12 protein-coding genes are annotated in these 11,268 nt (G+C 67.2%); 9 read left to right on the top strand and 3 right to left on the bottom strand.

Annotated elements, in window-relative coordinates:
* Positions 1 to 58: 58 nt before the first annotated feature.
* From AAC067_RS15495 to AAC067_RS15485, 3 genes are all read left to right on the top strand, one after another.
* A complete protein-coding gene (locus tag AAC067_RS15495; RefSeq protein ID WP_339933754.1) occupies positions 59 to 1,117 on the top strand; it encodes an NAD(P)-dependent alcohol dehydrogenase in 1,059 nt (352 codons plus the stop codon).
* A gap of 132 nt (positions 1,118 to 1,249) precedes the next feature.
* The gene (gene phbB / locus AAC067_RS15490; RefSeq protein ID WP_339933753.1) at positions 1,250 to 1,975 is read left to right on the top strand and encodes an acetoacetyl-CoA reductase; all 726 of its coding nucleotides are present in this window, start codon (positions 1,250 to 1,252) and stop codon (positions 1,973 to 1,975) included.
* A gap of 49 nt (positions 1,976 to 2,024) precedes the next feature.
* Positions 2,025 to 2,813 carry a DUF4908 domain-containing protein gene (locus tag AAC067_RS15485; protein WP_339933752.1) on the top strand — a complete coding sequence of 263 codons (789 nt, stop codon included), beginning with the start codon at positions 2,025 to 2,027 and terminating at the stop codon, positions 2,811 to 2,813.
* A gap of 2 nt (positions 2,814 to 2,815) precedes the next feature.
* Here AAC067_RS15485 and gloB read toward each other — a convergent pair whose 3' ends face one another.
* Positions 2,816 to 3,544 (bottom strand): hydroxyacylglutathione hydrolase, encoded by a 729-nt coding sequence (gene gloB / locus AAC067_RS15480; protein ID WP_339933751.1) that lies wholly within the window; start codon positions 3,542 to 3,544, stop codon positions 2,816 to 2,818.
* A 58-nt stretch (positions 3,545 to 3,602) separates the two neighbouring features.
* Here gloB and AAC067_RS15475 point away from each other — a divergent pair, with 58 nt between their 5' ends.
* Genes AAC067_RS15475 through AAC067_RS15455 form a run of 5 tightly spaced genes read left to right on the top strand, consistent with a single transcriptional unit; the run spans position 3,603 to position 8,220 of the window.
* The gene (locus AAC067_RS15475; RefSeq protein WP_339933750.1) at positions 3,603 to 4,373 is read left to right on the top strand and encodes a methyltransferase domain-containing protein; all 771 of its coding nucleotides are present in this window, start codon (positions 3,603 to 3,605) and stop codon (positions 4,371 to 4,373) included.
* A gap of 9 nt (positions 4,374 to 4,382) precedes the next feature.
* The gene (locus AAC067_RS15470) at positions 4,383 to 4,889 is read left to right on the top strand and encodes a histidine phosphatase family protein (RefSeq protein WP_339933749.1); all 507 of its coding nucleotides are present in this window, start codon (positions 4,383 to 4,385) and stop codon (positions 4,887 to 4,889) included.
* Positions 4,886 to 5,242, top strand: coding sequence for a DUF952 domain-containing protein (locus AAC067_RS15465; RefSeq protein WP_339933748.1), 357 nt, complete (start codon positions 4,886 to 4,888; stop codon positions 5,240 to 5,242). The genes AAC067_RS15470 and AAC067_RS15465 overlap by 4 nt, the downstream gene beginning before the upstream one ends.
* Complete coding sequence (locus AAC067_RS15460; protein ID WP_339933747.1) at positions 5,239 to 6,288, top strand: quinone-dependent dihydroorotate dehydrogenase; 1,050 nt, start codon at positions 5,239 to 5,241, stop codon at positions 6,286 to 6,288. The genes AAC067_RS15465 and AAC067_RS15460 overlap by 4 nt, the downstream gene beginning before the upstream one ends.
* A 54-nt stretch (positions 6,289 to 6,342) precedes the next feature.
* The gene (locus AAC067_RS15455) at positions 6,343 to 8,220 is read left to right on the top strand and encodes an ATP-binding protein (RefSeq protein WP_339933746.1); all 1,878 of its coding nucleotides are present in this window, start codon (positions 6,343 to 6,345) and stop codon (positions 8,218 to 8,220) included.
* Positions 8,221 to 8,363: 143 nt separating this feature from the next.
* On the opposite strand, the gene AAC067_RS15450 is transcribed toward AAC067_RS15455, so the two are convergent.
* A complete protein-coding gene (locus AAC067_RS15450) occupies positions 8,364 to 8,849 on the bottom strand; it encodes a peroxiredoxin (protein WP_339933745.1) in 486 nt (161 codons plus the stop codon).
* Positions 8,850 to 8,999: 150 nt separating this feature from the next.
* On the opposite strand from AAC067_RS15450, the gene AAC067_RS15445 reads away from it, so the two are divergent.
* On the top strand, positions 9,000 to 9,569 hold the full coding sequence (locus tag AAC067_RS15445) for a YqgE/AlgH family protein (RefSeq protein ID WP_339933744.1): 570 nt from the start codon (positions 9,000 to 9,002) through the stop codon (positions 9,567 to 9,569).
* 18 nt (positions 9,570 to 9,587) lie between these two features.
* Here the strand turns inward: AAC067_RS15445 and AAC067_RS15440 are convergent, their stop codons facing one another.
* Entirely contained in the window at positions 9,588 to 11,255 is a 1,668-nt protein-coding gene (locus AAC067_RS15440) for a bifunctional diguanylate cyclase/phosphodiesterase (protein WP_339933743.1), read from the bottom strand.
* Between the last annotated feature and the right edge of the window lie 13 nt (positions 11,256 to 11,268).

The raw sequence follows: 11,268 nt of genomic DNA, 5'->3' as shown, positions 1-11,268 counted from the left end.
GGCGACCGGCTCCAGACCACATCTAAAGGCACTCGCCGCCAGATCGGAAACACCCCTCATGCCCATCGCCACACGCGCCTTCGCCGCGACTGCCGCCCATACGCCGCTGTCGCCCTACAGCTTTGACCGACGCGAGCCGGGCCCGGACGATGTGGCCATCGACATCCAGTTCTGCGGCGTCTGCCATTCGGACCTGCACGTCGCCAACAACGACCTCGGCAATACCCGCTACCCGATCGTGCCCGGCCATGAGATCGCCGGCGTCGTGTCGGCGGTCGGCTCGGATGTGACCCGCTTCAAGGTCGGCGACCGCGTCGGGGTCGGCTGTATGGTCGACAGCTGCCGCACCTGCGCGGCCTGCCGGGAGGGCGAGGAACAGTATTGCGTGCCGGGCATGACCCAGACCTATGGCTCACCCGACCCCAAGGGAGCCGCCGTCGGCCAGACCGTGACCCAGGGCGGCTATTCCGATCACATCACCGTCGACCAGAACTATGTGCTGTCGATCCCGGACTCGATCCCGCTGGACGCAGCCGCACCCCTGCTGTGCGCCGGCATCACCACCTATTCGCCGCTCAAGGAATGGAAGGTCGGGCCCGGCTCGAAGGTCGCGGTCATCGGTCTGGGCGGACTGGGTCACATGGCCGTCAAACAGGCGGCGGCCATGGGGGCCGAGGTCACTGTCCTGTCGACCTCGGATCGCAAGAAGGCCGACGCCGAGCGGATGGGGGCCAAGCATTTCCTGATCAACTCGGACAAGGCGGCCATGGCGGCGGCGGGCGAAAAGTTCGACCTGATCATCAACACCGTCTCGGCCACGCATGAGATCGCCAGCCACATCAACCTGCTGGCCCGCGACGGCACCATGGTCATGCTGGGCCTGTCGACAGAAGGCATGCCGGTCTATGCCCTGCCCCTGCTGTGGCGTCGCCGCCGCATCGCCGGCTCGTTGATCGGCGGCATCCGCGAGACCCAGGAGATGCTCGACTTCTGCGCCGAACACGGCATCGCCTGCGAGATCGAAGTGATCGCCCCTGACCGCATCAATGAGGCCTACACCCGCATGGAGAAATCCGACGTGCGGTACCGGTTCGTGCTGGATATGGCCAAGCTCTAGGCGATCCGCCCGATGCGTTCAGGTCCCGACCGGAACGCATCGGGCGGGGTTCTCGCGTCCCCGTCAAACGTCTAGGATCAGCGGGAACAAGGCTCCGCGTCAGACGGAGCCGTCAGGGACAAGGAAACGTACATGGCTCGAGTGGCACTGGTCACGGGTGGAACCCGCGGTATCGGCAAGGCGATCGTCCAGCGCCTCAAGGAAGACGGTATGGCCGTCGCGGCCGGCTATTCCGGCAATGTCGAGGCGGCCGAGGCCACGGCCCGGGAGCTGGGCGTAACCATCGTCAAGGGCAATGTCGGCTCGTTCGACGACTGCGCCCGTGCCGTGAAGGAGGTCGAGGACCAGCTCGGCCCGATCGAGGTGCTGGTCAACAACGCCGGCATCACCCGCGACGGCTTCTTCCACAAGATGAGCCATGACCAATGGTCCGACGTCATCCGCGTCAACATGGACAGCGTTTTCAACATGACGCGTCATGTCATCGTCGGCATGCGCGAGCGCGGCTTTGGCCGGATCGTCAACATCTCCTCGATCAACGGCCAGAAGGGCCAGGTCGGCCAAACCAACTATTCCGCCGCCAAGGCCGGGATGATCGGCTTCACCAAGGCGCTGGCGCTGGAGAACGCGCGCAAGGGCGTGACGGTGAACTGCATCGCCCCGGGCTATATCGACACCGAAATGGTCGGAGCCATGGATGAGAAGGTTCTGGCCAGCATCATCGCCCAGATCCCCGTGGGTCGTCTGGGCAAGGGCGAAGAGATCGCCGACATGGTTTCGTGGCTGTCCGGCGAGCGTGCCGGATATGTCACAGGCTGCACGCTCTCGCTGAACGGCGGTCAATACCTGGTCGGTTGAAGCCGGTCCTGCCTAAAATCCGCCGAGGTAAGGCTCCATCCTCCGCCGCATGATACTCACGGTCCAGGTCAGAACGGCGCAAACGCCGATCGCGACCACGCTGGCGCTCGCCATCGTGGTCGCGGGACTGACGATGGCCACGACCGCCCAGGCCCAGATCCGGGGCAATGCCCAGGCCGAGCAGAGTCAGTCCCTGCGCAATCAGGAGCGGCCCGACAGCCTGCCGGTCGCCGGTCGCTATGTCGCCGACAGTGGCGAGGCTTTCCTCCTCGGCGGCTCGGGCCGACAGGCCCTGCTGCGGTTCGAGCGCCGCGACGAAACCTGGGTGCTGCGTCCGACCCCGGCCCCGCGCGGTGACATCATCTATCGCAATGACGCCGGGGAGCAGGTGCTGCGGGTGACGCCGGACGGCGGCATGACCATCTTCACCCCGGTCGCCCGCGGCGGTTCGCCGGTCTCGTTCGCCGGGCCGGGACCGGCCCTCTCGCCGCCGTCGCTGGGTCCGTCGGAACTGTTCAATCTGATGGCCCGGCGCAGCGGCATGATCACCCAGGCCCTGGGGCGTCTGGTCGAGATCAATCTGGATACCGGCGAGGACTCCGAGGCCTTGGCCGTCGACGCCCTGATCATCTCGACCGATGCGGTGATGCGGATCGCGCGTTCGCCGTCGGCCCGGGCCAGCCTCAGCCGCCTGAGGCGCATCACAATCATCGAGGGGGATCGCGCCGCGGTCACCTATCTGGGCAGCGAGCTGCGGATCGTGGTGGCCCCCCGTCAGGGTCTGGCCGGTCGGCCATCATCGGCCCGCGTCATCCGCGCCTTCCTGCCGCAGGACTGATTCTAGCCGCGGAAATCGTCCTTGGCGGCCCGGCGCGCGGCGAAGTCGGCGGCGTCCACCGCCCGCAGGAACGGATTAAAGGCCCTTTCGGCGCCAATCGTCGTCGGCACCGTGGCCTCGCCCCGCGTCCGGGCGGCAAAGACGGCTTCGGCATGGGCGCGCATCTCCGGTCGATCATCCAGCGACAGGGCGAACCGGGCATTGGCGGCCGTGTATTCGTGAGCGCACCAGATCCGGGTTTCGGGCGGCCAGGCCGCCAACGACTGCAGGCTGTCCCACATCTGCTGCGGTGTCCCCTCGAACAGACGGCCACAACCCAGAGCGAACAGGGTATCCCCGACAAAAGCTTCGCCGTCGGCGGCTGAGCGATAGACCACATGGCCCAGGGTATGGCCCGGTGTGGCCGTGACCTGCAGCGGGGTCTGACCCAGATTCACGACGTCACCGCCGCTCACGATCCGGTCCAGCGGTGCGACACGCCCCACCTCGGCAGGGCCGACGATCTCGCAGTCGTACAGGGCCTTCAGTGCCGCGTTCCCGCCGGTATGGTCCGCATGCCAGTGAGTATTGAGGATCAGGTCCAGACGGCCCCATTCCAGCCGGTCCAGTTCGGACCGGATAGCGTCCGCGTCCGGTGTGTCGATCGTCGCCAACTGTCCGCTGGCGTCATCACGCACCAGCAGGCCGTAGTTGTCGTTGAGACAAGGAAACAGATGAACGCTCAGGGTCATGATCCCAGTCTAGCAGCGACGGCTCGCCCAAGCCTACAGCAGGGGCTATGTTCGCCCGATGCGACACAGCATCGAAGAGCTACGGGCCTTCTACGGTGAGCCTTCCGGGGCGCTGGTGCGACGATTGCTGGCGCGACGGCTGGACGACGCCTGGGGCGAGGCCACCGATTGCGATGTTCTTGGTATCGGCTACGCCACTCCCTGGCTGGACGCGTTCGTCGGCGCGCGACGCGTCGTGGCCGCCATGCCCGGCGGTCAGGGCGTCGAACACTGGCCCGCCGTGGGCCGCAACAGCTCCCTTCTCGTCGATGACCGGCGCTTGCCGTTCACGGCAGGGACCTTCGATCGCGTTCTCCTGATCCATGCCCTGGAAGAGGCCGACGACGCCCGCGCCCTGCTGGCCGAAGCCGTTCGGGCCATGGCTCCGGCCGGACGGATCATTCTGACGGCGGCAGCGCGGGGCGGGCTTTGGGCCCGCGCCGAGGCGACCCCGTTTGGACATGGCCGACCCTTCACCCGTGGCCAGCTGGAACGGCTGGTGCGCGAGGCTGGGCTTGAGCCGACCGCCTGGTCCCGGGCCGTGTACATGCCACCCTGGCCCCTCCTGCTGCCGCTCGCCGATGGATTCGAACAGGTCGGACGGCATCTGTTCCCGAGCGCCGCGGGCGTGATCATGCTGGAGGCGACGCGACAGGCCTACGCTCGTATACGGGTGCATGGCGCGACCCAGACGATCCGGCAGCGGGCACCAGGTCTCTTCCCGCAACCGGTCAACCAAATGCCGGGTCCCGGACCGAACGATCTGGATGGATCGACCAAACGACCCTAAAGGGCGCTGATGCACCGACTGATCCTGATGCGCCACGCCAGCGCCGAACGCGCCCCCGGTCCCGGGCGCGACCGCGACCGACCCCTGTCGGCCGCCGGCCGTCTCGATGCCGTCCGCATGGGCCGCGCCCTGGCCGCCAGGGGACTGCGACCCGACCGCGCCCTGGTCTCTTCGGCCACCCGCACCAAAGAGACCTGGGACCTGATGCATGACGCATTGGGCGATGTGGAGGTCCGGCATGAACCCGCGCTCTACAATGCCGAATCCGATGTGCTGCGGCGGTTCGTCGAAGCATCCGAGGACGAGGTCGGCTGCCTGATGGTGGTGGCCCACAATCCGGGCATCCATCTACTGGCCGTCGAGTACCTGATCGAGAGCGCGGCCTCGCCGTCGGTTCTCGACCGGCTGAGCGGCGGCTTTGACCCGGCCACCGTGGCCATTTTCACCGTGGACCCGGCCGGCCGCTGTACCTGGGAAGGCTTGCTGGAACCCGGGACTGTCGGAGACCCCGGATGACCCCCCCCACGGCCTTCAAGCTGATCGATGTCGCCGAATGGACGGCGGCCCTGGAGTCGGATCGCTATGACGGATCCGCTGTCGACCGGGCCGATGGCTATATCCATATGTCGACCGCGGCCCAGCTGGCCGAGACCGCCCGCCGTCACTATGCGGGCCGCAGCGGTCTGATGCTGCTGGCGGTGAAGACGGACGCCTTGGGCGCGGCGCTGCTGTGGGAACCCTCGCGGGGCGGCGACCTGTTTCCGCATCTGTATGGACCCCTGCCGGTCACGGCGGTCGGCGCTGTCCGCGTCCTGGCGGTGGACGACGACGGCCTCATGCGCTTCGACGACGGCGGAACCGCCCCGTGAGCGGCCTCGATCCCGGCACATGGCTGCTGCGGCGGCTGGACCCGGAGGTCGCCCACGGTCTGGCGATCAAGGCTCTGGCCTGGGCCCCGCTGCCCGCCCCTCCGGCCGATGACCCCATTCTGACGACCACGATCGCCGGATTGAAACTGGGTAATCCGGTCGGTCTCGCCGCCGGACTCGACAAGAATGGCGAGGTCCTGCGCGGTCTGTCGCGGCTGGGTTTCGGCTTCGTCGAATGCGGCTCGGTGACGCCGCGCCCGCAGGACGGCAATCCGAAGCCGCGCCTGTTCCGCCTGTCCGAAGACCGGGCCGTGATCAACCGGATGGGATTCAACAACGCCGGACTGGACGCTTTCGCCGACCGGTTGACGCACAGGCCAGCGCACGCCGTCGTCGGGGCCAATCTGGGGGCTAACAAGGACACGGAGGACAAGGCCGCCGACTACGTCGCCGGTCTGCGCCGCCTGGCCGGGCTGGCCGACTATTTCACCATCAACATCTCGTCGCCGAATACGCCCGGATTGCGGGCGCTGCAGGGTCGGGCCGCGCTGGACGACCTGCTGGGCCGGATCGCCGAAGCCCGGTCACCGGGCGGGGTGCCGGTCTTCCTGAAAGTCGCACCGGATCTGAGCGTCGCCGAGATCGGCATGATCGTCGAGGCGACCCTGGCCCACGGCATCGACGGCCTGATCGTGTCGAACACCACACTCGACCGGCCGGACAGCCTGCGATCCCCACAGAAGGACGAGGCCGGAGGCCTGTCCGGGGCCCCGCTGCAAACCCGGGCGAGACTCGCCCTCCAGGCCGCGGCCGAGGCCGGTGCCGGACGGCTGCCGTTGATTGCGGTCGGCGGCATCGATTCCGGGGCCGAGGCCTATGCCCGCATCAGGGCCGGGGCCGCAGCGGTTCAGCTCTATTCGGCCCTGATCTATGAGGGTCCCGGACTGGTTGCCAGGATCAAACGGGATCTCGCTGCACGGCTTCGCGCTGACGGGTTTTCCACAGTCCAGGAGGCGATTCAGGCCGGTCCGTTGACGGAGCGTTAGGGCTACCCCGGCATGGTCATTTCTCGGGCAAAGGTGCCCGCCTCGGGGAGCCGCATGTCAAAGGCCTACGCCGACACACCGTCTGACTGGACCGACGCCGTCCGCCAGCGCCGCAAGGCGCTGCTTCAGCGAGTCGGCCTGGGTGCGGCGTCTGCCCTGATTTTCAGCCCTCTGATCGGCTGGAATTTCAGCCTCCTGTGGGTGGTCGGCTATTTCGCTATCCAGCTGTTCGATATCTGGGCCTTCGAGCCGATCAACAGCGGCAAAACCAACCAGCTCCACGGCCCGCGACTGTTCGCCGGCGGCCTGCTGCTATTCTCCAACTCCCTGTATTTCGGCAGCCTTTCGATCCCGTTGTGGCTCGTTGGCGGCACGATGGGTGGCATCTGCGCGACGATCCTGCTGTCGGCCGGCATGATCTACAGCGTCGTCAATGCCCCCCGGTCTAAGGTCGTTCTGGCCCTGACCGTCATCCCGCATATGGCCTATCTGGCGGCCACGCCATTCTTCATGTCCGTGCTCGGAGCTTCGACGGCCTTTACCACCGCTACCGCGATCGCCGTCGTCGTCTACGTCTCCTATTGCCTGTCGACCTGGTCGCGCCTGAACGCGGCCCGCACGGCCGAAGCCCAGGCGCGCGTCGAGGCGGACCTCAAGCGGGTTGAAGCCGAACGGATCATGGAAAGCCGCAGCGCCTTCCTGGCCGCCGTCGGCCACGACCTGCGCACCCCGATCAGCGCCATCCTCACCGGAGCGGCGGAGCTGGAACGGGGGGCGGGAAACCACAACAGCCGGGCCCAGGCCCAGCTGATCACGGACGCGGGCGTGATGATGAAAGCCCTGCTGGACGACCTCCTCGATCACGCCAAGCTCGAAGCCGGGCACATGACGGTCGAGGCCAGCGATTTCGACCTCCGGGCCCTGCTGTCCCAGACCGTGCGCCTGTGGCGCGGCCCGGCCCACTCCAAGGGCCTCAAGCTGCGCGTCGAAGGCGCCGCCTCGATCCCGACGATGGTGCGGGGCGATCCGATGCGTCTACGTCAGGTGCTGAACAACCTATTGTCCAATGCCCTGAAATTCACCGAGACCGGGTCCGTGACCCTGAAGCTTCAGGCCTGGAATGATGAGCTGACCCGGCACGCCCTGCTGGTCGAGATCAAGGACACCGGCCCGGGCATGTCGCCGACCCAGATCAACCGCCTGTTTACGCCGTTCGATCAGACGGCCGAAGGCATCGGCAGCCGCTACGGCGGTTCCGGACTCGGCCTGGCGATCAGCCGCCAACTGGTGGAGTTGATGGGAGGACGGTTGACCGCCCGCAGCGTCAAAGGTGCGGGGTCCAGCTTCACCTTGGCACTCAGTCTCGCGGAAAGCCGGACGGCCGCGGCCCCACCGGAGGCCCTCGACCAGCAAAGCCGCAATGCCGTCGCCCAGGTGCTGAGCCAGCGTGCGGCCGTCGCCGCCCTGCCGTCGGCGCCCTCGATCCTCGAAGAGACTGCGGCCGATGACGGTGACGACGATGGTCGCCCGCTGCGGGTCCTGGTCGTCGACGATCACGACATCAACCGACGCGCGATCCAGCTGATCCTGCAGCCGCTGGGCTGCGATATCGCGACCGCCGCCGACGGGCTCGCCGCGCTGAAAATCTGTGAGGACGCCAGCTTCGACCTGATCTTCATGGACGTGCGCATGCCCGAGCTGGACGGACGCGAGACCACGCGTCGGTTGCGTTCGGGGAGTAGCGCCAATGCTGCCACCCCGGTCATCGCCGTCACCGCCGACACATCCGCCGAAGACATCGCCGCCTGTATGGACGCCGGCATGACCTATTTCGTACCGAAGCCGATCACACCGGCGCTGCTGCTGGGGGCCATCTCGCATACCCTCGCCGAAGCCGGGACGGCCGAAGACGAAACTGCCGCCGTGGCCTGAGCCCGGGCCGCCGAGGCGGCCCGGCGCGACTGGACCATTTTTGTTTCAGGTCGAATCGACCTGAACTCAAAAAAGTGGTCCAGATTCAAACTGGAGCGAAATCTGAGCCGGGCTGGACTTCGTCCAACTCAACCGATCTCGCTCTAGATCTGGGCCAGAAGGTGCTCGGCCGACGAGACCTTGAATTCACCGCCCTGCTCGATGTTCAGCTGATCGACCACGCCGTCCTTGACCAGCATCGAATAACGCTGCGAACGCTCGCCCATGCCGAAGCCCTTGGCGTCGAGCGCCAGGCCGACCTCACGGGTAAAGTCACCATTGCCGTCGGCCAGCATCACGATGTCGTCCGAACCGACGCCCTGGCTGTCGGCCCAGGCCCCCATGACGAAGGCGTCATTGACCGAGAGGCAGGCGACGGTGTCGACACCCTTGTCGGCCAGGACCTGGCGATTGTCCTTGAAGCCCGGCAGGTGCTGTGCCGAACAGGTCGGGGTGAAGGCTCCAGGCACCGCGAACAGGGCGACGGTCTTGCCTTTGAACAGGTCATCCGTGGTGACCGGGCGGGGCCCGTCCGGAGTCATGGTGTTCAGGGTTGCCGAGGGAATACGGTCGCCAATCTGGATGGTCATCGCAGGTCTCCGGTGTTCGGGATGGGGAAGCTGTCCCCGTCAGATAGATACCCGCCTCACCTTCTCCAAGGGGCAGCCCCCCGATCGTGTCCTCAGCAATTTCGCGAGACCCGCCTTGCGCAGCGCCCCGACGCTGCCAATGATAGCCGGATGACCGATTTCTCCTCCCTCGTCGGACGGCTGCTGGTGGCCATGCCTGGCATCGGCGACCCCCGGTTCGAGCACGCGGTGATCCTGATCTGCGTGCATGAGGCGGACCATGCCATGGGGCTGCGCCTCGACCGGCCGGCCCCGGGTGTCGATCTCAAGGCGGTATTGGCCCGGCTGGATACGCCAATCCCGGCCGTCGCCGCCGGACAGGCGGTGCTGCTGGGTGGCCCGGTCGAGCGGGAGCGCGGCTTCGTCCTGCATACCGACGACTGGATGGTGGAGGACGCCAGCCATGCCTTCGGCCACGGCCTGGCGATGACCGGCACCCGCGAGGCGTTGGTGGCCATGACCGATCCGCTGGCCGGCCCCCGGCGCTCAACCCTGCTTCTGGGCTATGCCGGCTGGGGCGAGGGTCAGTTGGAGGACGAGATCGGCGAGAATGTCTGGCTCACGGCTGATGCCGACGCCGACCTGATCTTCGACGACAGCCACGACACCAAATGGAGCCGGGCCGTCGCCGGGCTGGGCGTGGATCCGGGTCAATTGTCGGGTCAGTCCGGCCGGGCCTGAAGCCTCGTCCGACGAAACTCAGGCCGAACGGGTCTTGAGCGGGGCCGTACCATCGGCCAGCGACTCGTTCAGATAGACCTCGGCCTCCTGGGCCGGCAGGGCCTGTGCATAGCCGAAGCCCTGGCCGTAATGGCACTGGGCCTGCAGCAGCAGCCGCGCCAGATCCGCATTCTCGACGCCCTCGGCGACGACTTCCAGGGACAGGTCGCGGCCCAGGTTGACCACGGATTTGACGATCTTGGCCGAGCCCTCGTCCTTGTCCATCGTCAGGACGAAATAGCGGTCGATCTTCAGCGTATCGAACGGCAGCTTGGCCAGCCAGGCCAGCGACGAGAAGCCGGTGCCGAAGTCGTCCAGGGCCAGCGAGGCCCCGGCGGCCTTGAGCCGGGTCAGCACCTCGGCCGCCTGGGCCGTATCGCGCATGATGTCGCCCTCGGTGACCTCGAGCTTCAGCGCCCCCCGCGGCAGGCCGGTCTCGTCGATGATACGGGCGACGTCCTCCACCAAGTTGGCACGTTCGATCTCGCCGACCGACAGATTGACGCTGCAGAACAATTTGCCGGCCGCAGGATGGCGCTTCAGCCACTCTGCCAGTTGCCGGGCCGACCGGGTCATCATCAGCAGACCCAGTTCGTTCATCAGGCCCATTTCCTCGGTCAGGCCCAGGAAGTCGTCGGGCGGAACCAGGCCGCGCGTCGGGTGACGCCAGCGGGCAAGAGCCTCAAAGCCGGCGACGGCCCCGGTGTTCAGGTTGACGATCGGCTGGAAGAAGGGCTCGATCTCGCCGCGCAGGAAGGCATTGCGCAGGTCGGCCTCAAGACCGAGACGCGACAGGCTGTCGCTTTCCAGCGCCCGGCCATAGGCAGCGGCCCCGCCCCGTCCCGCGGTCTTGGCCTGCTCGACCGCCAGCTCCGCCCGGCGCAGCAGTTCGGCCACATCCGACGCATCCGGCCCGCCTTCGGCCGAGACCGCACCGATGGCCACGGTCGGATAGATGTCAAAACCGGCAATGCGCAACGGCTGTTCGACCGCCTGGCGCAGCCGCTCGGACGGATTGCCGGGTCCGCGGGGGATCAGCACGGCGAACTCGTCCTCGCCCACCCGGGCCGGCAGGACGTCCAGCGAAAAGGCCGCCGACAGACGTGAGCCCAGGGCGGCCAGCACCATGTCGGCGCGCTCGTGACCCAGGGCCTCATTGAGTCGGCGCAGGCGATCGACGTCGGCGACGATCAGGTCATACTCACCCGGCTGGGTCAGCATCTCGGCCGCCCGGTTCAGGAAGGTCCGGCGGTCCAGCAGGCCGGTCAGGCTGTCCAGGTTTCCCCCGGCGAATTTGGTCTCCAGCGCCACCACGCCGGCGGCCCTGAGCCCGTCCTCGAGCCAGACCCCCCGCCACAGGCAGGTTTCGGAATCGCGCATACGCAGGCGGATGGCGACTTCCGAGCCTTCGGCCTGGGGTTTGAGAATTCGTTCGGCCAGGGCCCGATCCTGGGGGATGGCCACGGCGGTGAATGCGGCACCGGAACATTCGGGTGCCAGCGGTCCCAGCCCCAGCGACCGGGTCGCCCCGGTGAAGCGCATCTGATCCTCGGCCGGTGTCCATATCCACAGCGCAGTATCGGCCGCGGCCAGAGCCTCGATGGCGGTCGTCGCGTCCCACGCCAGAGATCTGGGCCGAGTATTCAAAACGCTTGTCCGA

The sequence above is a fragment of the uncultured Brevundimonas sp. genome (genome assembly GCF_963977465.1).
Lineage (GTDB): Bacteria > Pseudomonadota > Alphaproteobacteria > Caulobacterales > Caulobacteraceae > Brevundimonas.
The sequence above is the reverse complement of the archived record's forward strand: the minus strand, read 5'-3'. Positions and strand labels throughout refer to the sequence as shown.

Excerpts from the sequence above, each read along its gene's own strand:
- gloB (WP_339933751.1), bottom strand. The coding sequence starts at position 3,544 with ATGACCCTGAGCGTTCATCTGTTTCCTTGTCTCAACGACAACTACGGC.
- AAC067_RS15485 (WP_339933752.1), top strand. The coding sequence starts at position 2,025 with ATGATACTCACGGTCCAGGTCAGAACGGCGCAAACGCCGATCGCGACC.
- AAC067_RS15495 (WP_339933754.1), top strand. The coding sequence starts at position 59 with ATGCCCATCGCCACACGCGCCTTCGCCGCGACTGCCGCCCATACGCCG.
- AAC067_RS15475 (WP_339933750.1), top strand. The coding sequence starts at position 3,603 with ATGCGACACAGCATCGAAGAGCTACGGGCCTTCTACGGTGAGCCTTCC.
- AAC067_RS15450 (WP_339933745.1), bottom strand. The coding sequence starts at position 8,849 with ATGACCATCCAGATTGGCGACCGTATTCCCTCGGCAACCCTGAACACC.
- AAC067_RS15465 (WP_339933748.1), top strand. The coding sequence starts at position 4,886 with ATGACCCCCCCCACGGCCTTCAAGCTGATCGATGTCGCCGAATGGACG.
- AAC067_RS15455 (WP_339933746.1), top strand. The coding sequence starts at position 6,343 with ATGTCAAAGGCCTACGCCGACACACCGTCTGACTGGACCGACGCCGTC.
- AAC067_RS15470 (WP_339933749.1), top strand. The coding sequence starts at position 4,383 with ATGCACCGACTGATCCTGATGCGCCACGCCAGCGCCGAACGCGCCCCC.
- AAC067_RS15445 (WP_339933744.1), top strand. The coding sequence starts at position 9,000 with ATGACCGATTTCTCCTCCCTCGTCGGACGGCTGCTGGTGGCCATGCCT.
- phbB (WP_339933753.1), top strand. The coding sequence starts at position 1,250 with ATGGCTCGAGTGGCACTGGTCACGGGTGGAACCCGCGGTATCGGCAAG.